The 17,420-nt window shown below is 67.8% G+C and carries 17 protein-coding genes; 8 read left to right on the forward strand and 9 right to left on the reverse strand.

Translation table 11 applies throughout. The features are described from left to right. Window positions 1–61: 61 nt before the first annotated feature. From ACM26W_RS03460 to ACM26W_RS03475, 4 genes are all read right to left on the reverse strand, one after another. Window positions 62–1,393, reverse strand: a complete 1,332-nt coding sequence (locus ACM26W_RS03460) for a hypothetical protein (protein ID WP_416139476.1) — start codon at window positions 1,391–1,393, stop codon at window positions 62–64. Between the two features lie 65 nt (window positions 1,394–1,458). Further along, window positions 1,459–1,665 (reverse strand): DUF3565 domain-containing protein, encoded by a 207-nt coding sequence (locus tag ACM26W_RS03465; RefSeq protein ID WP_416139477.1) that lies wholly within the window; start codon window positions 1,663–1,665, stop codon window positions 1,459–1,461. Window positions 1,666–1,949: 284 nt separating this feature from the next. Next, window positions 1,950–3,224, reverse strand: coding sequence for a ribonucleotide-diphosphate reductase subunit beta (locus tag ACM26W_RS03470; RefSeq protein ID WP_416139478.1), 1,275 nt, complete (start codon window positions 3,222–3,224; stop codon window positions 1,950–1,952). 86 nt (window positions 3,225–3,310) lie between these two features. Continuing rightward, window positions 3,311–6,250: a ribonucleoside-diphosphate reductase subunit alpha gene (locus tag ACM26W_RS03475; protein ID WP_416139479.1), complete on the reverse strand. Its 2,940-nt coding sequence runs from the start codon at window positions 6,248–6,250 to the stop codon at window positions 3,311–3,313. Window positions 6,251–6,593: 343 nt separating this feature from the next. On the opposite strand from ACM26W_RS03475, the gene ACM26W_RS03480 reads away from it, so the two are divergent. Next, window positions 6,594–7,307 carry a winged helix-turn-helix domain-containing protein gene (locus ACM26W_RS03480; RefSeq protein WP_416139480.1) on the forward strand — a complete coding sequence of 238 codons (714 nt, stop codon included), beginning with the start codon at window positions 6,594–6,596 and terminating at the stop codon, window positions 7,305–7,307. A gap of 3 nt (window positions 7,308–7,310) precedes the next feature. Then, window positions 7,311–8,945 carry an ATP-binding protein gene (locus ACM26W_RS03485; RefSeq protein WP_416139481.1) on the forward strand — a complete coding sequence of 545 codons (1,635 nt, stop codon included), beginning with the start codon at window positions 7,311–7,313 and terminating at the stop codon, window positions 8,943–8,945. Here the strand turns inward: ACM26W_RS03485 and ACM26W_RS03490 are convergent. Further along, a complete protein-coding gene (locus tag ACM26W_RS03490; RefSeq protein ID WP_416139482.1) occupies window positions 8,932–9,846 on the reverse strand; it encodes a LysR family transcriptional regulator in 915 nt (304 codons plus the stop codon). The genes ACM26W_RS03485 and ACM26W_RS03490 overlap by 14 nt on opposite strands. Before the next feature lie 104 nt (window positions 9,847–9,950). On the opposite strand from ACM26W_RS03490, the gene metE reads away from it, so the two are divergent. The 3 genes from metE (at window position 9,951) to ACM26W_RS03505 (ending at window position 13,785) form a co-directional block, all read left to right on the forward strand. Continuing rightward, entirely contained in the window at window positions 9,951–12,248 is a 2,298-nt protein-coding gene (gene metE / locus ACM26W_RS03495) for a 5-methyltetrahydropteroyltriglutamate--homocysteine S-methyltransferase (RefSeq protein ID WP_416139483.1), read from the forward strand. A gap of 127 nt (window positions 12,249–12,375) precedes the next feature. Then, a complete protein-coding gene (locus ACM26W_RS03500) occupies window positions 12,376–13,077 on the forward strand; it encodes an MliC family protein (RefSeq protein ID WP_416139484.1) in 702 nt (233 codons plus the stop codon). 114 nt (window positions 13,078–13,191) lie between these two features. Then, entirely contained in the window at window positions 13,192–13,785 is a 594-nt protein-coding gene (locus ACM26W_RS03505; RefSeq protein WP_416139485.1) for an FMN-dependent NADH-azoreductase, read from the forward strand. Between the two features lie 94 nt (window positions 13,786–13,879). Here the strand turns inward: ACM26W_RS03505 and ACM26W_RS03510 are convergent, their stop codons facing one another. Together ACM26W_RS03510 and ACM26W_RS03515 are read right to left on the reverse strand one after the other, a co-directional pair. Continuing rightward, window positions 13,880–14,947 (reverse strand): metal-dependent hydrolase, encoded by a 1,068-nt coding sequence (locus ACM26W_RS03510; protein ID WP_416139486.1) that lies wholly within the window; start codon window positions 14,945–14,947, stop codon window positions 13,880–13,882. 66 nt (window positions 14,948–15,013) lie between these two features. Further along, on the reverse strand, window positions 15,014–15,550 hold the full coding sequence (locus ACM26W_RS03515) for a DNA-3-methyladenine glycosylase I (protein WP_416139487.1): 537 nt from the start codon (window positions 15,548–15,550) through the stop codon (window positions 15,014–15,016). Window positions 15,551–15,651: 101 nt separating this feature from the next. On the opposite strand from ACM26W_RS03515, the gene ACM26W_RS03520 reads away from it, so the two are divergent. From ACM26W_RS03520 to ACM26W_RS03530, 3 genes are read left to right on the forward strand one after another with little or no spacing between them, the layout of a single operon-like run. Then, a complete protein-coding gene (locus tag ACM26W_RS03520; protein WP_416139488.1) occupies window positions 15,652–16,101 on the forward strand; it encodes a DUF411 domain-containing protein in 450 nt (149 codons plus the stop codon). Window positions 16,102–16,122: 21 nt separating this feature from the next. After that, a complete protein-coding gene (locus tag ACM26W_RS03525) occupies window positions 16,123–16,563 on the forward strand; it encodes a VOC family protein (RefSeq protein WP_416139489.1) in 441 nt (146 codons plus the stop codon). A gap of 35 nt (window positions 16,564–16,598) precedes the next feature. Next, complete coding sequence (locus tag ACM26W_RS03530) at window positions 16,599–17,045, forward strand: META domain-containing protein (RefSeq protein ID WP_416139490.1); 447 nt, start codon at window positions 16,599–16,601, stop codon at window positions 17,043–17,045. Here the strand turns inward: ACM26W_RS03530 and ACM26W_RS03535 are convergent. Then, window positions 17,042–17,200: a hypothetical protein gene (locus tag ACM26W_RS03535; RefSeq protein WP_416139491.1), complete on the reverse strand. Its 159-nt coding sequence runs from the start codon at window positions 17,198–17,200 to the stop codon at window positions 17,042–17,044. The two genes, ACM26W_RS03530 and ACM26W_RS03535, sit on opposite strands and share 4 nt — an antisense overlap. Beyond that, window positions 17,175–17,303 carry a hypothetical protein gene (locus ACM26W_RS03540; protein WP_416139492.1) on the reverse strand — a complete coding sequence of 43 codons (129 nt, stop codon included), beginning with the start codon at window positions 17,301–17,303 and terminating at the stop codon, window positions 17,175–17,177. The genes ACM26W_RS03535 and ACM26W_RS03540 overlap by 26 nt, the downstream gene beginning before the upstream one ends. Between the last annotated feature and the right edge of the window lie 117 nt (window positions 17,304–17,420).

Below are 17,420 nucleotides of genomic sequence, written 5' to 3' on the forward strand. Positions count from 1 at the left end.
CAGGCCAGGCACACATCGGGCCGCCCTCGGGCGGCCCGATCACGTTGGGGAGGCCAGACACCTAGCCGGCTTGCGGGGATGCCTTTTCCTGGAGGCGTTCCAGTACATTCACGCCGATGAATCCGCCTAGCGCACCGGTCAGGAAGGCGCCGGCCTCGGTGGCGACCACGGCCATCGGCAATGCCAGATAGCCGACCCCGAGCACCCCGGCAACGTAGGCAATCAGGGCCACGATGACGCCCTCGAGCAGGCGCAGTGGTGTCGACGTCTTGCGCGCTCCCTTGACGAAGCGACGGCCGAACCCTCCCAGGGCGCCGCCGAACAGGGCGGCGATGACTGGCCCCCAGGGCACGCGTTGCTGGATGGTCGCCTCACCCCTCAGGCTGCCGGCCACGGCGGTGACGGTCAGCGGTGCCAGGCCGGAGGAGCGCAGGTCGAACGAGGCCATGGACTGATCCGGTTCAAGCCGCAGTTCGCTGGGGTCGGGCGTGGCGGGCCCATCGACCGTCAGGGCGATGCGGGTCGGGCCAGTGACGCGTAGCGGCTCACCATGGGGCGCCACCTGCTCGACGTTGATGACCATTCTGGCCAGCCCGAGCCCCACCATGCTGGTCGATTCGGGACGGACCTCCAGCCGAGGCAGCGCCTCGAGTGCCAGGTTGACGTCCGAGAGGGTGGACCTGACCTCCAGGGTGGGGCTCGCCGTCGAGGGCAGGAAGTCGAGCACCAGGGACCGCTCGTTGGCCAGCCCGGGCGCCTCGATCAACAGGGGAGACAGTGCCTCACGCGTAGTGAGGCCCCGCAGCCGCACCCTGACTTCGATGGGTTGCTCGAGATGCTGGCCAGGGGCGAAGCGATCTTCATCCGAAGGGTGAATGCCGAAGATGAGCTCGGTGTGGTAGGTGCCGCTCAGGGGGTTCCAGGTGGCGGGGATCGGGCTGGCCACGGCAGTGAGGCGCAGCCAGGTAGACGGCCTCGGTGGCAGTGGCGGCAGCGGCGTGATACCGAGCCCCGGGGGCACGACAACCTCTGCGGCCTCGCCGGTGGAAGGAAGGAAGAGCCCGCCCGGCAGCACCTGCCGTTCTTCCGAGGTGAGGCGACGGGTCTCGACTTCTTCGCTCTTGACCACGAAGGGGCGTTGTGTCGGCACGCTCAAGCTGATCCGCCCCGGCTCCTCTGGAGGCTCGACCTCGGCGTCGATCTCCCGGCCCTCTAGATCCAGGACCCTCAGGCTGTCCACGCTTTGGGCCCAGTCGAACGAGATGCGTTCGACGGGCTGGCCAGGTGGCGTCGCCTGGTCGCCGTGGGGGGGCTCCTGAGCCCAGGCTCCGGCTACGGCGAGGCCGGTGGCCATAATGAGGAGGGGCCAGACGCGGTGGGCATGTCGTGGCATGACGGCTCCCGCCAGTCGGTTCGGGCCCTCAGTATAGTCGAGCCCCACTGCGCACGATGCCGGCGTCACGGGATATCGCGGGGCTCACCCCGGTCGCACTTTACGCAGCCGAGCGGGAGGCCGAGCCGGGAACGCCGCCCTGCCGCGCTGAGCACCCAGGGGCGCTCGACCCAGGGCGGTTGGTGGCGCAGGTGCTGGCAATGGCCGCAGGCCAGCTCGGCCACCCAGTGCCCCACCTCGTCGCGATGGTAGCCAACGATGGGTTGCTGCACGGGCTGCGCCGACTATCGCCGGCTCGGTGGGGCTTTGTAGTGGCCAGGGACCCTCACGCGCTCGCCGCTGGGCAGCTTGCGCACATGGGGCGGCACATAGACCCGTTTGATCACGCTTCTGCCTGTCTCTTCCCGCATGGCTCCGTCTCCTGGCACGCCATCGACATCCTCTCCCCTACCGTGGGCGCAACCGGGACCGAGACAAACTCGCGCCACGACAAGGGCCGGCGCCCGAAGGCGCCGGCCCTTGTCAGCAAGGAAGGATCAGGCCGTCGCTCTCGCCCTCAGTCCCAGCTCAGTGCGCCGCCCACCTGGTACTCGGTGACGCGGGTCTCGAAGAAGTTCTTCTCCTTGCGCAGATCGATGATCTCGCTCATCCACGGGAAGGGGTTCTTGGCGCCGGGGAACTGCTCCTTCAAGCCGATCTGGGCCAGGCGGCGGTTGCAGATGAAGTGCAGGTACTCCTCCATGATCGCCGCGTTCATGCCCAGCACGCCGCGGGGCATGGTATCCCGGGCGTAGGCGATCTCCAGCTCGGTGCCCTCGAGGATCATCTGGGTGACCTCGTCCTGGAACTCGGGGGTCCAGAGGTGCGGGTTCTCGATCTTGATCTGGTTGATCATGTCCACGCCGAAGTTCAAGTGCATGGACTCGTCGCGCAGGATGTACTGGAACTGCTCGGCCACGCCGGTCATCTTGTTGCGCCGGCCCATCGAGAGGATCTGACTGAAGCCGCAGTAGAAGAAGATGCCCTCGGTCACGCAGTAGAAGGCCACCAGGTTGCGCAGCAGCTCCTGGTCGGTCTCCGGCGTGCCGGTGTTGAAGTCCGCTCGCGCCAGCGACTGGGTGTGCTTGAGGCTCCAGGCCGACTTGGCGGCCACCGAGGGCACTTCGCGGTACATGTTGAAGACCGCCCCCTCGTCCATGCTCAGCGACTCCACGCAGTACTGGTAGGCGTGGGTGTGGATCGCTTCCTCGAAGGCCTGGCGCAGCAGGTACTGGCGGCACTCCGGGTTGGTGATCAGCCGGTAGAGCGCCAGCACCAGGTTGTTGGCCACCAGCGAATCGGCGGTGGAGAAGTAGCCGAGGCTGCGCTCGACGATGCGCCGTTCGTCCGGGGTCAGGCCATCCTGGCTCTTCCACAGGGCGATATCGGCGTTCATGTTCACTTCCTGGGGCATCCAGTGGTTGGCGCTGCCGTCCAGGTACTTCTGCCAGGCCCACTCGTACTTGAACGGCACCAGCTGGTTCAGGTCGGCGCGGGCGTTGATCATCTGCTTGTCGTCGACCTCGATGCGCGCCGCCCCCATCTCCAACTCCTCGAGGCCGGCGGCCACGTCGAGCGCCTCCAGCGAGGCGCGAGCGCGGGCCAGGCGGTCGCTGTCGGCAGCCTGATAGCGAGCGGCGCTCTCTTTCACGCTCGCATCGCGCACGGCTTCAGCCTCGGCGGCGGGCTGCGGCTTGGCGGACGGGGCCGGTTCGGCCTTGGGCGGCTCGGCAATGGCCGGCGCCTCGGCGACGGCGCTATCGTCTTCGTGGAATTCGTCCCAGTTCAGCATCTCAGTCTCTCTCGTCGGAAGTCCGGATTAATTCGGTGTCAACGAGAAGGCGGCGGGGGCCTTCCCTCTCGCCAGGCGCTTGGCGCTTACTGGCAGGCCTCGCAGCCCAGGTCGTCGATCTCGGAGGCACTCGGTGCTCGCGAGCCCGCGCCCGCCCTGCCGGTCAGGAAGTCCTCCACGCCACGGGGCTCTTTCATACCCCCCGCTGAGGGCTCTTTCATCCCACCCGCTGAGGGCTCGCGCGGCGGTGCATCCGACGGGGTCGGCGCCGGGGCAGACTGGTTGCTCACAGCGTTGAGGTTGCCGCGCTCAACGGTCGACTTCTCCACCGAGGTGGCGCCCAGGGCGCGCAGGTAGTAGGTCGTCTTGAGGCCGCGTAGCCAGGCCATGCGGTAGGTCACGTCGAGCTTCTTGCCGGAGACCCCCTGAATGTAGAGGTTCAGCGACTGGGCCTGGTCGATCCACTTCTGGCGCCGCGCGGCGGCTTCCACCAGCCACTTCGGTTCCACCTCGAAGGCGGTGGCGTACTTGGCCTTGAGGTCGGCGGGTACGCGCTCGATGGGCTGCACCGAGCCATCGTAGTACTTGAGGTCGTTGATCATTACCTCGTCCCACAGGCTGCGGGCCTTGAGGTCGTGGACCAGGCAGGCGTTGACCACGGTGAACTCGCCGGAGAGGTTCGATTTCACGTAGAGGTTCTGGTAGGTGGGCTCGATGGACTGAGTCACGCCGCAGATGTTGGAGATGGTCGCCGTGGGGGCGATGGCCATCACGTTGGAGTTGCGCATGCCCTGCTCGGCGATCTTGTCGCGCAGGACGCCCCACTCCTGGGTGGCGGAGGTGTCCACGTCCAGGTACTGCTCGCCGCGTTCGATCCTGAGCCTCTCGAGGGAGTCGATGGGCAGAATGCCCTGGCTCCACAGAGAACCCTCGAAACTCTCGTAGTGGCCGCGTTCGGCGGACAGGTCGCTGGAGGCCTCGATGGCGTGATAGCTGACCAGCTCCATGGAGCGGTCGGCGAAGGCCACGGCGCCCTCGCTGGCGTAGGCGATGTCCTGGGCGTAGAGGGCGTCCTGGAAGCCCATGATGCCCAGCCCCACCGGGCGATGCTTGAAGTTGGAGTTCCTGGCCTGGGGCACCGCGTAGTAGTTGATGTCGATGACGTTGTCGAGCATGCGCACGGCGGTGCGCACGGTTCGGCGCAGCTTGTCGTTGTCGAGCTCGCCGTCGACCACGTGCTGGGCCAGGTTGACCGAGCCCAGGTTGCACACGGCGATCTCGTCCACCGAGGTGTTCAGGGTGATCTCGGTGCACAGGTTGGAGGAGTGCACCACACCGGCGTGCTGCTGGGGGCTGCGCAGGTTGCAGGGGTCCTTGAAGGTGATCCAGGGGTGGCCGGTCTCGAACAGCATGGAGAGCATCCTGCGCCACAGGTCCTTGGCGCGCACCCGCTTGAACAGCCCCAGCTCGCCGGTGCGCGTCATCGCCTCGTACTCCGCGTAGCGTGTCTCGAAGGCGGCACCGTAGAGGTCGTGGAGGTCCGGGCAGCTGGAGGGCGAGAAGAGCGTCCATTCGCCATCCTCGAAGACCCGCTTCATGAACAGGTCCGGCACCCAGTTGGCGGTGTTCATGTCGTGGGTGCGGCGGCGGTCGTCTCCGGTATTCTTGCGCAGCTCGAGGAACTCCTCGATATCCAGGTGCCAGCTCTCCAGGTAGGCGCACACCGCCCCCTTGCGCTTGCCGCCCTGGTTGACCGCCACGGCGGTGTCGTTGACCACCTTGAGGAAGGGCACCACGCCCTGGCTCTTGCCGTTGGTGCCCTTGATGTACGAGCCCAGCGCGCGTACCGGGGTCCAGTCGTTGCCCAGCCCCCCGGCCCACTTGGAGAGCAGGGCGTTGTCGCGAATGGCGCTGTAGATGCCATCGAGCTCGTCGGGCACGGTGGTCAGATAGCAGCTGGAGAGCTGGCTGCGCAGGGTGCCCGCATTGAACAGGGTCGGGGTAGAGGCCATGTAGTCGAAGCGGGAGAGCAGCGCGTAGAATTCGATGGCCCGCGCCTCGCGGTCGTCCTCATTGAGCGCCAGGCCCATGGCCACGCGCATGAACATCACCTGGGGCAGTTCGTAGCGCACGTCATCTCGGTGGATGAAGTAGCGGTCGTAGAGGGTCTGCAGCCCCAGGTAGGTGAAGGCGTTGTCGCGGGTGTGGTCCAGCGCCTCGCCCAGGCGTTCGAGGTCGAACTCGGCCAGACGCGGGTCGAGCTGCTCGAACTCGATGCCCTTGGCGACGTAGGCCTGGAAGGCCGGCCTGTAGAGCTCGGCCATCTCGCTGAAGGTGGCCTCGTCCGCCACGCCGAGGAAGGCGAGCGCTTCGCGGCGCAGGTTGTCCTGCAGCAGGCGGGCGGTGACGTAGGTGTAGGCGGGTTCCTTCTCCACCAGGGTGCGGGCGGTCATCATCAGCGCCTGGGAGACGCCGTCGACGGTGACGCCGTCGTAGAGGTTCTTCAGCGATTCCTCGACGATGCGGTCGGCATCGACGTTGTCGAGGCCTTCGCAAGCGTCATGCACCAGGGTCTCGATGCGGCCGAGGTCCAGCGGGCGCGTGGTGCCATCGGCAAGGGTAACGTTGAGGGTGGGGTGAGGTCTGGCGATATCGCCGGTCGCGTCGCGGGCCCGGGCGTGGGCCTCCCGATAGAGGACATAGGCGCGGGCGACCTTCTGCTCGCCGGCGCGCATCAGCGCCAGCTCGACCTGGTCCTGGATGTCCTCGATGTGCAGGGTGCCGCCGTCGGGCAGGCGGCGCAGGAAGGCCTGCTCGATGGCAGCGGCGGACTGTTGCACGACGTCTCGCACCCGGGAGGAGGCATCGGCGTTGTCGCCCTCCACGGCAATGAACGCCTTGCGCATGGCCACGGCGATCTTGCCGGCATCGAAGGGCACCACGTCGCCGGTGCGCTTGATGACGCGCAGGGACTGTGGGGCGGTGACGGTGACGGACGGCGTGTCCGGAGAGGTAGCGAATGACATGTCGACGTTGTCCCTGTCTGGTGATCGAGAGGCGGCGCTGAAACGGCTGTGAAAAGCGCCTGTTAAAGAAAGGGCGCGGAAAGGCTGGCTGTACAGGATGTGGTGTTTCACATCATCTGGAGACACAAGATAGTGTGTGTCTTGGCAGTCTTCAAGTGGATAACCCTGTGGATGATCTGTGATCTTCCTGGGGAGCTGTCGCCCTCTGCAGTGCTGTATCACCGTCGTTGGTTGGCGACAGGCATGCGTATCCGGCGATTTCGGGTATCCTTTAGCCAATGGCGGTATGCCCCACCCTGGCGCCGCTGCCCCGATCACCTGCCTGTCAGGATGGAACTTGAGGATGGACGAGAGCTTGGACCCCCGGGAACAGGATCATGTGCTGATCATCGAGGATGATGATCGCCTGGCCGAGTTGACCCGCGATTACCTGCAGGCCAACGGTTTCCGCGTCACCCTGGAGGCCGACGGCGCCCGAGGCGTGGAACGGATTCTGTCGCTGCAGCCGGACCTGGTGATACTCGACCTGATGCTGCCCGGCGAGGACGGCCTGTCGATTTGCCGGCGCGTACGCGGCGACTATCCGGGCCCGATCCTGATGCTGACCGCACGCACCGACGACATGGATCAGGTGCTGGGCCTGGAGATGGGCGCCGACGACTATGTGCCCAAGCCGGTGCAGCCCCGGGTGCTGCTGGCGCGCATGCGGGCGTTGCTTCGTCGAGCCGAGAGCGCCGAGGCCTCGGCGGAACCGCGGCTCACCTTCGGCAACCTCGAGATCGACAGCGCCACTCGGGAGGCGTGGCTGGAAGGCGAGCGCATCGACCTGACCAGCGCCGAGTTCGACCTGCTGTGGCTGCTGGCCAGCAATGCGGGACGGGTACTGACCCGCGAGGAGATCTTCTCCCAGCTGCGCGGCATCAAGTACGACGGCCAGGACCGCTCCATCGACGTACGGGTCTCGCGGATCCGTCCCAAGATCGGCGACGATCCCAACCAGCCGCACCGCATCAAGACGGTGCGCAGCAAGGGCTACCTCTTCGTCAAGGAGAGCTGAGCCATGCGGCGGGTCCTGGGCGACAGCACCTTCCTGCGCGTCTATGTGCTGCTGGCGCTCGCCCTGCTGCTGACCTTCGGCCTCGCCCTGGTGGGCGTGGCGATGGTCGATCAGGTGCGCCGCGAGCACCACCGCGAGCAGCTCGCCGAAGTGCCCATGCGCCTGCTCGCCCAGCGACTGGAGGCGCTGCCCACCGATGGCCACGCCGCCTGGCTCGAGGCCCAGGCCCGCCGTCTCGATCTGACCCCCTCAGTGCTGCCCGTCCAGTCTGCTTCCCTTGGCTACTTCACCCGCCTGCGTCTGGAGCGCGGGAAGGTCCTGGTGCAGGAGCGCGATGGACGAGGTTGGCGCCTGCAGAAGCTGCTACCCGGCGGCGAGCGCCTGTTGCAGGTGGATCTCGCCAGCCTCAGCGAACAGCAGCTGCGCGGACTCACCGAGCTGCTCGCCGAGTGGCTCACCGAAAGCCCCCCCGCCGATCGCCGAGCCCGGCTGTCGCAGGTGGCCTCGGGCAGCATCTCGGTCAACCTCGGTGATGCCCCGCCGGCGGGGTTGGATCCCTATCAGCTCGGACGCCTGGCCGACGGCGAGGTTGTGATCCGGCTCTTCCCCGGGCGCTGGGCCATGGCCATGTACCTGGCGCTGCCCGGCGGCGGCGAGGCTAGCTGGTTGACCATCGGGCCAGTGGAGGCCTTCGAGCCGGTGCCGGGTTCGCTGCAGCTGCTGGTGGTGCTCATCCTGTTGGCGGTGCTCGGGGCGACCATCTACCTGATCGTGCGCGGCGTCGAGGCGCGCATGGCAAGGCTGGAGCTGGCGGCTACGCGCATCGCCGCCGGCCGCCTCGATACCCGGGTCAAGGTGGAGAGCGGCGACTTCCTCGGTCGTCTGGGGATGGCCTTCAACGGCATGGCGGCCCAGGTACAGGCGCTGCTGCGTGCCCAGCAGGACATGATCCGCGCGGTCTCCCACGAGCTGCGCACGCCGGTGGCGCGCATCCGCTTCGCGGTGCAGATGGTCGAGGACATGACCGATGATCCGGCGGTCCGGCGCCAGCTGCAGGGCATCGACGGTGATATCGAGGAACTGGACGGCCTGGTCGACGAGATCCTCACCTATGCCCGTCTGGGGAGCGACGCGGTCAACGGCCGCGAAATGCAGGCCAGCCTGGTGGACTGCCGGGCCATGGCGGAGCGGGTGATCGCGGCGCTGGCACCGCTGCACGGGCACCTGGCCATCGCACTCGCCGAGGGGGCCGAGGTAGAGGCGCTGGCCGAACCCCGCTACCTGCAGCGGGCGGTGCAGAATCTGGTGGCCAATGCCTGCCGCCACGCCCGCAGCCGGGTGGTGATCCGCGTGGAGGCCGAGCCCCGGCTGGTGCGGATCGACGTGGAAGACGATGGCCCCGGGGTGCCGGCCGGCGAGCGGCAGGTGATCTTCAAGCCCTTCGCCCGGCTCGACGACAGCCGCACGCGCAGCTCGGGTGGCTATGGGCTGGGGCTCTCCATCGTGCAGAAGGTGATGGCCTGGCACGGTGGCAGCGTGGGGGTGGACGACAGCCCCGCGCTTGGCGGTGCACGCTTTACCCTGCTACTGCCCCAACGCCCTGGCCAGGACCCGGGAGAGAGGCCTACGCTGGCTTGATCCCTTCCAGCACCGCGAAGGAGGTCTCCCGGGCGGTGCGCAGGAAATCCTCCATCCAGGGCGCCTGGCGGGTCTCCTCGCGGATTGCCGCGAACAGCGTACTCCACACCCCCTTTTCTCCCAGCGCCACTGCCTTCACGTAGTCGCGCTCCAGGTACTCGGTCAGGGCCCAGTTGGGCAGCGAGCAGACCCCGCGGCCGCTGGCCACCAACTGCATCATCATGATGGTCAGCTCGGCGGTGCGCAGCTCCTTCGGACGCACCCCGGCCGGGTCCAGGAACTGGGTGAAGACATCCAGTCGCGAGTGCTCCACCGGGTAGGTGATCAGGGCCTCCTCGGCCAGCTCCTCGGGCGTGACGAATGCTTTGCCGGCCAGGCGATGCTGGCGGGCCACCGCCAGCAGCCCCTCGTAGCGGAACAGCGGCTCGTAGTGGATTCCAGCCAGCGGCTGGGGGTCGGCGGTGATCACCAGGTCGAGCTGCTCCCTGGCCAGGGCCGGCAGCGGGTCGAAGTGGTGGCCACCGGGGATGTCGATCTCCACCTCCGGCCAGTGGTCGCGGAAGTGGTCGACGGTGGGCATCAGCCACTGGAAGCAGCTGTGGCACTCGATGGCCATATGCAGCCGGCCCTGTTCGTTGCCGGCCAGCCGTGCCAGGTCGCGCTCGGCCATGCGCACCAATGGCAGTACCTGCTCGGCCAGGGTCAGCATCCGCTGACCGGCACGGGTGAACTCCACTGGCCGGGTCTTGCGCACGAACAGCGGGTTGTCGAGCCGCTCCTCCAGATCCTTGATCTGGTGGGAGAGGGCGGACTGTGTCAGGTGGACCCGCTCGGCCGCCTCGACGAGGGAGCCGGCGTCGCGCAGTGCGACCAGGGTGCGGAGGTGTCGCAGTTCGAGCATGCTGAGTGAGCCATTTTCATTTTTAAGATTAGGAAGTTTAGTTTGATTCACTCTTCGTGGCCAGCCAGACTTTGCTGGATTATTCATCCATGAAGGGCTTTTAAATGAGTATTTCTCATGTTATCGGCTATCCGCGCATCGGCGCCGATCGCGAACTCAAGCGCGCGGTGGAGGCGTACTGGCAGGGGGCGCTGTCGCGGGAGGCGCTGGAGGCCGCCGGGCGCGAGCTTCGCGCCCGCCACTGGGCCGACCAGCGCGAGGCGGGGCTGGACCTGGTAACGGTGGGCGACTTCGCCTTCTATGACCAGGTGCTGGACCTCTCGGTGACCCTGGGGGCAGTGCCGGCGCGCTTCGCTGCCGAGGCCGAGCTGGCCGCCGCCGAGGTGGACCTGGATACCACCTTCCGCATGGCCCGCGGCCGGGCGCCCAGCGGCGAGCCCACCGCGGCCTGCGAGATGACCAAGTACTTTGATACCAACTACCACTACCTGGTGCCGGAGCTCCATGCCGACCAGGCCTTCCGGCTGGCCAGCTCGCGGCTCTTCGATCAGGTGGCCGAGGCCCAGGCGCTGGGCCATGCGGTTAAAGTGACCCTGCTCGGCCCCCTGACCTGGCTGTGGCTGGGCAAGGCCCGCGACGAGGAGCTCGACCGCCTGAGCCTGCTCGAGGCCCTGCTGCCGGTCTACGGTGAGATTCTTGCGCGCCTCGCCGAGCAGGGCGTGGAGTGGGTGCAGCTCGAGGAGCCGGCCCTGGTGCAGGACCTGCCCCGTGAGTGGCAGCAGGCCTATGAGGCCGCCTACAGCGTGCTCGGCCGGGCCCCGGTGAAGTTGTTGCTGGCCAGCTACTTCGGCGGCCTTGGCGATAATCTGGGCCTCGCCGTGGGTCTGCCGGTGGCGGGGCTGCATATCGATGCCGTGCGCGCCCCCGAGCAGCTCGCGGCGGTGCTCGACCGCCTGCCGGCCTACAAGGTGCTCTCGGTGGGCGCCATCGACGGCCGCAACATCTGGCGCGCCGACCTGGCGCTGCTTCGTGAGCGCCTGGCCCAAGCGCGCATCCGGCTCGGCAAGCGGCTGTGGGTCGCGTCCTCCTGCTCGCTGCTGCACGTGCCGGTGGATCTCGAGCGCGAGACCGAGCTCGACCCGGAGCTCAAGAACTGGCTGGCCTTCGCCCGCCAGAAGCTCGACGAGACGGTGACCCTGGCACGCCTGCTCGACGGCCGCACCACCGAGGCCGACCGCCAGCGCCTGGAGGCCGCCACCCTGGCCCTGCAGGCCAGGCGTGACTCGCCGCGCATCCACCGTCCCGAGGTGGCCGACCGGCTGACGGGCGTCGAGCCGCGGGACCACGAGCGCGCGAGTGCCTACCCGCTGCGCGCCCTGGCCCAGCGCCGGGCCTTGGACCTGCCACTCTTTCCTACCACCACCATCGGCTCCTTCCCGCAGACCGACGAGATTCGCGCCGCGCGTCGCGCCTTCAAGGCCGGCGAGCTCTCCCGTGAGGCCTACGAGGCGCGCATGGAGGAGGAGATCGCCTATGCCGTGACGCGTCAGGAGGCCCTGGGCCTCGACATGCCCGTGCACGGGGAGCCGGAGCGCAACGACATGGTGGAGTACTTCGGCGAGCAGCTCGATGGCTACGCCTTCACCCGCTTCGGCTGGGTGCAGAGCTACGGCTCGCGCTGCGTCAAGCCGCCGGTGATCGTTGGGGACGTCAGCCGCCCGGGCCCGATGACGGTGCGCTGGAGCCAGTACGCCCAGTCGCTCACCGACAGGCCGATGAAGGGGATGCTCACCGGCCCCGTCACCATGCTGCAGTGGGCCTTCGTGCGCGACGACCAGCCCCGCGAGACCACCTGCCGGCAGATCGCCCTGGCGCTGCGCGATGAGGTGCTCGACCTGGAGGCGGCCGGCATCCGTGCCATCCAGATCGACGAGCCGGCGCTGCGCGAGGGACTGCCGCTGCGCAGGAGCGAGTGGCCGGGCTACCTGGCGTGGGCGGTGGATGGCTTCCGTCTGACCGCGGCCGGGGCGCGCGACGAGACCCAGATCCACACCCATATGTGCTACTCGGAGTTCAACGACATCATCGAGTCGATTGCCGCCCTGGACGCCGACGTCATCACCATCGAGACCTCGCGCTCGGACATGGAGCTGCTCGACGTCTTCCAGGACTTCGCCTACCCCAACGAGATCGGGCCGGGAGTCTACGACATCCACTCGCCCAATGTGCCCGAGGTCGACTGGATGGTGGCACTGATGGAGAAGGCCGCCGAGCGCATCCCGGCAGAGCGGCTGTGGGTCAACCCGGACTGCGGCCTAAAGACCCGCCGTTGGGAAGAAGTGGAGCCGGCCCTGGCCAACATGATGGAGGCGGTCAGCCAACTGCGCCGTCGCTTCGGCTAGCTCGACGAGGCAGGGAAGGGCGGCGATAAAGCATGGGTCAAGCGTTGAGCCCCGGCAGGCAGCGGCCGATCCCGGCGGCTGTTATGATCGGCGAAACAAGGAACCGTGACCCTCGCAAGGAGATGCCATGTCCCGCCTTCTCGCCCCCGCCGTCCTCGGGGCGGCCCTGCTGCTGGGTGGCTGCGCCACCCCCTCCCAGCCTGCGCCCATCACCCCGGGCACCCAGGCGCCGCTGCTGCCCTCGGCGCTCTTTCCCGGCGGCGCCGAGGCCTTTACCGCCTGGCGCTGTACCCCCGACCAGGCACTGGTCACGGCCGCCTCGGAGGGTGAGCTGCGGCTCTGGTCGGCTCACGGCGCCTGGCGGCTTCAGCCCGCGGTGGTGGCCAGCGGGGCCCGCTACGAGCAGGACGAAGTCAGCTTCTGGAACAAGGGCTCCGAGGCCATAGTGGAGACGTCCCGGGGCCGGCTGGAGTGCCGGGCCTACATGCAGCGCCAGGCGCTGACCCGGCAGCAGCGCCCCGGGGTAATGTTCCTGGGGCGCGGCAACGAACCGGGCTGGATGGCGAGCCTCGCCCACGACCGTCCCGAGGTGACCCTGAGCCTCGACTACGGAACCCGGGAGCAGACGCTGCCCTACCGGGTGACCACCCTGGACAACGCTGCGGGGCGGGTGATCCTGGCCAGCGGCCGCGGCGACACGCCCTTCGAACTGCGCATCGAGGCCGGTGCCTGCCTGGACGACATGAGCGGCGAGCCCTTCCCGGCGCGGGTCACCCTGAGCGTCGACGGGGAGCAGTATCGAGGCTGCGGCCAGGGCATCGCTCCGTAAGAGGCGACTTTCGTTTTTATCGAACACGGGGTGCGGTTTTTTGCGCTTTTTATGTCAAAAAATCAATCTATCATGGTGTCCATCATCCTGATGTCTCGCTTCTAGGAGGTCGCCATGACCACTCGCACCCTCGTTCTTACCTCTTCCATCCTCGGCGAAAACGGCCAGTCCAAGGCCCTGGCCGAGCACTTCATCGCCCAGGCCGAGAGCCGCGACGGTGTCGAGGTGACCCATCGCGACCTGGTGGCCAACGAGCTGCCCCACCTTGGTCTGGCCGAACTGGGCAGCTGGCAAGTCGGCGCCGAGGAGCGCAGCGCCGAGCAGCGCGAGCTGGCCGCCCGCTCCGATGAACTGATCGCTGAGCTGCAGGACCACGACGTGGTGGTTCTGGCGGTGCCGATGTACAACTTCGGCATCCCCAGCCAGCTCAAGGCCTGGTTCGACCGCGTGATGCGTGCCGGCGTGACCTTCCGCTACACCGAGAACGGCCCCCAGGGCCTGGTGGAGGGCAAGCGTGCCGTGATCCTGGCGGCCCGTGGCGGCCAGTATGCCGGCACCGAGAAGGATACCCAGACGCCGCACCTCAAGCTGATGCTGGGCATGATCGGCATCGGCGAGGTGGACACCGTCTTCGCCGAGGGCCTCAACATGGGCAAGCGGGACGCGGCGCTGAAGGAAGCCCGTCAGGCCATCGACGGCCTGGTGTAACGCCTGTAAGTCGGCGATTCCCAATGCGGTAGCTGGACAGTTTGACGAAGCGGGGCGGCCTCAGGGCCGCCCCGCTGCGTCGTGTCTACCCTTTTCAGCAGCCTTCGAAGGTATCGAGCACCCAGCCGGCGCCGACGAATGCGCTGGTGCACAGTGCCGGTTCCGGGGCCAGGATGCGCCCCGCCAGCCGCGACAGCGCTTCGCGATTGCTCCGGGAGGGGGGCTCGAGTTGCTCGGAGGACGCCACCGGAGTCCAGTCGTCTCCGTCGCGGGTGGCCAGGGTGAAGGCGAAGGGGTGGAAGCCCGGGAAGCCCAGTCGCAAGTCGGTGGCCACCAGGGTCTCACGCCCGTCGAGCGTGCGCGTCTCGTAGCGCAGGAAGGGGCCGGCGAACCAGTCCAGCCGCCGGCCGCGCTCGCTCGCCAGGGCCGCCGGCTCCAAGTCGGCGCCGCGACGGTAGGTCTCCACCAGTGGCGAGTTGTCACCGTCGAGCACGCCCACCAGCAGTTCGTGGTGCTCGTCGCCGTCCACCACCGTGACCCGCCACAGCAGGGTGTTGAAGGGAGTGGGCTGGACCAGCCGCGGGGCCTCCTGCAGTCCCCGTTCGGCCAGCACCGGCTCGAGGCGATGCTCCACCAGCTGCTTGGCGCCGAAGGCAAACATCAGGTAGACGCTGGCCAGCGCCAGCCCCCAGGCCGGGCCGCGCCGGCCGTTGCCGGTGGCCAGCGCCACGCCGATGCCCACCAGCAGCGGCAGGCTGTAGAGCGGGTCGATGATGAAGACGATGGGGTAGGCCGCGGGCGGCACGTCCAGCGGCCACCACAGCTGCGTGCCGTAGGTGGTCAGGGCATCGAGCAGCGGGTGGGTGAGCAGGCAGAGGCCGAAGAAGGTCCCCCAGCGTCCCAGGGAGATGTCCCGGGCCGGCGCGAAGCGCGCCGAAAGCAGCGCCAGAGCGGTGGCCAGCCCCGCCAGCATGAACAGCGAGTGGGAAAAGCCGCGGTGCTCGGTTACGTTGGCCACGGCATCGCCGTAGTCGATGACCACGTCGAGATCGGGCAGCGTGCCGAGCACGGCACCGATCAGCACCGCCTTGCGTCCCAGCCGGTGGCCCAGCACGGCACCGCCAACGGCGGCCCCCAGGGCGGCCTGGGTAATCGAATCCATCGGGAGGGAGTCCTCGCAGAGAGTGCCCCGCTATGATGCCATGGGTGGGCTGACAGTTCCCCGTTGCTAGGCCTGAACCCAGGGCGGCCCGGCGTCGAGGATGCGCGCCTGTACCGGGCAGTCGTCGCGATGGGCGCCGGGTAGGTAGCCGGTGCTCATCAGGAACTCTCCGGTGATCTCGGGGCCGGTGAAGCGGAAGGTGCGCTTGAAGAGCCTGACCCAGTCGGCATGGGGCAGCGGGTGGTGGTAGTCGAGCCAGGTGGCGAGGCTGCCGTGTTCGGCACGCAGGGCCTGGAGTACCCGGGCGTTGTGGATCACGGCGTCGACCTTGAGGCGGTTGCGGATGATGCCGGCGTCCGCCAGCAGCCGGGTACGCTCGCGCTCCCCATAGACGGCCACCCGGTCGATGGCGAAGCCGTCGAAGGCCTCCCGGAAGGCGGCACGCTTCTTCAGCACCGTCAGCCAGGAGAGCCCCGCCTGGTTGATCTCCAGCGCCAGGCGCTCGAAGAGGGCGCCGTCGTCGTCCACCGGGAAACCGTACTCGTGGTCGTGGTAGGGTCCGTGAAACGGATGGCCCGGGGCCAGGTCACAGTAGTGGCTCATGCTGGGGCTCCCCGTTGCGAGCAGACTTGATCCAGGCCCTTGGCAAGGGCGTCGTTGATGCCGACAATCGTGCCATCACCCTACACCGCGGAGTGACTGCGATGAAGAAGACCGTTCGTCCCCTGGTCGCTGGCGCCCTGCTGGCGCTCCTGGCCGCCCCCGCCTGGGCAGAGCGACCCGTGGTCGAGATGTACCAGGACCCCAACTGCGGCTGCTGCGGCGACTGGGCCGACCACCTGGAGGCCGAGGGCTTCGCGGTGGAACGCCACAAGACCCGCGAGATGCGCCCCATCAAGCTCGAGCAGGGCCTCACCCCGGCGCTTGCCTCCTGCCACACTGCCATGGTCGACGGCTATGTGATCGAGGGCCACGTGCCGGCGGCGGACATCCACCGTCTGCTGGATGAGCGCCCGGACGTTGCCGGACTTTCCGTACCGGGCATGCCCCACGGCTCGCCGGGCATGGAGACCGGCCGTTACGATGACTACCGGGTGCTGGGCTGGCACCGGGACGACCGCACGCCTGAGATCTTCAGCGAGTACACTCACTGATCCCTCAACAAGGAGTTGAATATGCAGTACCTGCACACCATGGTGCGAGTCAGCGACCTCGATGCCTCGCTGCGCTTCTACTGCGACCTGCTGGGTCTGAAGGAGGTGCGCCGCAAGGAGAACGACAAGGGGCGCTTCACCCTGGTCTTCCTGGCCGCACCCGATGACGAGGGGCGCTCCGCCGAGCTCAAGGCGCCGGAGCTGGAGTTGACGTACAACTGGGACCCGGAAGAGTACAGCGGCGGGCGCAATTTCGGCCACCTGGCCTATCGAGTCGACGATATCTACGCTCTCTGCGAGAGGCTCCAGGCCAACGGGGTGACCATCAATCGCCCGCCCCGAGACGGCCATATGGCCTTCGTGAGGAGCCCCGATGACATCTCGGTGGAGCTGCTGCAGAAGGGCGACCCTCTCCCCGCCCGTGAGCCCTGGGCGTCCATGGACAACACCGGCAGCTGGTGAGTGGCCGGCCACGTGACAAGGAAGAACGACGACACATGAAGACGACGCTTGTGGCCCGCCTGGGCTTGGTGATGGCCGCCGCCGCGCTGCTGGCGGCCTGTGGGGGGCGTCCCGATGCGCCGCCGGAGCGCGAGGTGAGCCTCTCGGGCCCGGTGGTGGAGCAGCGCTGGAATCTGCTGCTGGTGGGCACCGATGAACGGCTCTCGCTGCCCGAGCCGGCCTGGTTCCGCATCCATGAGAACGGCCGGGTCAGCGGCAGCGACGGCTGCAACGAGATGAACGGACGGGTGCGCCTGGGCGAGAGCCATCGCATCGAGTTTTCGGAGATTGCCACCACCCGGCGCGCCTGCCCCCAGGGCGAGGACGCGGCCCGTGTCACCGGCATGCTGGAGACCGCCTACCGCTACCTGATCGACCATGATCGGCTGGTGTTCTTCGGCCCCGATCAGCGGGTATTGGGCGGCTGGCGCAAGGCGAATTAACGTCCCGGCAGCAGCGCCTGTACCTTGGCCATGCCCGCGGTGATGCCGCGGGCCATGGCCGGCCCCACCGGGGTGAGCAGGAACCAGGGGGCGATGATCAAGTTGACCTCCTGGTAGACCACCGTGGGACTAGGGTGGCTGTAGTCGATGACCATGCGTACGCCCTGAGCCGAAGACCGCCACCAGCAGCATGATGATACCGATGCCGCCCCAGCGCAGCAGGCGCCCGATGGCGAGGGCGGGGGGAGTCCGTGACATCGTGAGGTCTCGGGTCGGTGTATGTTCAGGCCCATTTTAGGCGAAGGGTTTTTAGCAGAACAGTGTACTTTAACAAGAATGCAACCTTCCTGGGCGGTACCGGCGCCAGGTACGCCC

Origin of the sequence: Halomonas sp. HK25, from assembly GCF_047795635.1 — a bacterium.
Taxonomy (GTDB): domain Bacteria; phylum Pseudomonadota; class Gammaproteobacteria; order Pseudomonadales; family Halomonadaceae; genus Halomonas.

Bases quoted from the DNA above. Each gene is read 5' to 3' on its own strand.
- ACM26W_RS03475 (WP_416139479.1), bottom strand. From the start codon at position 6,250: ATGTCATTCGCTACCTCTCCGGACACGCCGTCCGTCACCGTCACCGCC.
- ACM26W_RS03540 (WP_416139492.1), bottom strand. From the start codon at position 17,303: ATGTCACGGACTCCCCCCGCCCTCGCCATCGGGCGCCTGCTGCGCTGG.
- ACM26W_RS03490 (WP_416139482.1), bottom strand. From the start codon at position 9,846: ATGCTCGAACTGCGACACCTCCGCACCCTGGTCGCACTGCGCGACGCC.
- metE (WP_416139483.1), top strand. From the start codon at position 9,951: ATGAGTATTTCTCATGTTATCGGCTATCCGCGCATCGGCGCCGATCGC.
- ACM26W_RS03500 (WP_416139484.1), top strand. From the start codon at position 12,376: ATGTCCCGCCTTCTCGCCCCCGCCGTCCTCGGGGCGGCCCTGCTGCTG.
- ACM26W_RS03485 (WP_416139481.1), top strand. From the start codon at position 7,311: ATGCGGCGGGTCCTGGGCGACAGCACCTTCCTGCGCGTCTATGTGCTG.
- ACM26W_RS03520 (WP_416139488.1), top strand. From the start codon at position 15,652: ATGAAGAAGACCGTTCGTCCCCTGGTCGCTGGCGCCCTGCTGGCGCTC.
- ACM26W_RS03525 (WP_416139489.1), top strand. From the start codon at position 16,123: ATGCAGTACCTGCACACCATGGTGCGAGTCAGCGACCTCGATGCCTCG.
- ACM26W_RS03510 (WP_416139486.1), bottom strand. From the start codon at position 14,947: ATGGATTCGATTACCCAGGCCGCCCTGGGGGCCGCCGTTGGCGGTGCC.
- ACM26W_RS03535 (WP_416139491.1), bottom strand. From the start codon at position 17,200: ATGGTCATCGACTACAGCCACCCTAGTCCCACGGTGGTCTACCAGGAG.
- ACM26W_RS03470 (WP_416139478.1), bottom strand. From the start codon at position 3,224: ATGCTGAACTGGGACGAATTCCACGAAGACGATAGCGCCGTCGCCGAG.
- ACM26W_RS03460 (WP_416139476.1), bottom strand. From the start codon at position 1,393: ATGCCACGACATGCCCACCGCGTCTGGCCCCTCCTCATTATGGCCACC.
- ACM26W_RS03530 (WP_416139490.1), top strand. From the start codon at position 16,599: ATGAAGACGACGCTTGTGGCCCGCCTGGGCTTGGTGATGGCCGCCGCC.
- ACM26W_RS03515 (WP_416139487.1), bottom strand. From the start codon at position 15,550: ATGAGCCACTACTGTGACCTGGCCCCGGGCCATCCGTTTCACGGACCC.
- ACM26W_RS03505 (WP_416139485.1), top strand. From the start codon at position 13,192: ATGACCACTCGCACCCTCGTTCTTACCTCTTCCATCCTCGGCGAAAAC.
- ACM26W_RS03480 (WP_416139480.1), top strand. From the start codon at position 6,594: ATGGACGAGAGCTTGGACCCCCGGGAACAGGATCATGTGCTGATCATC.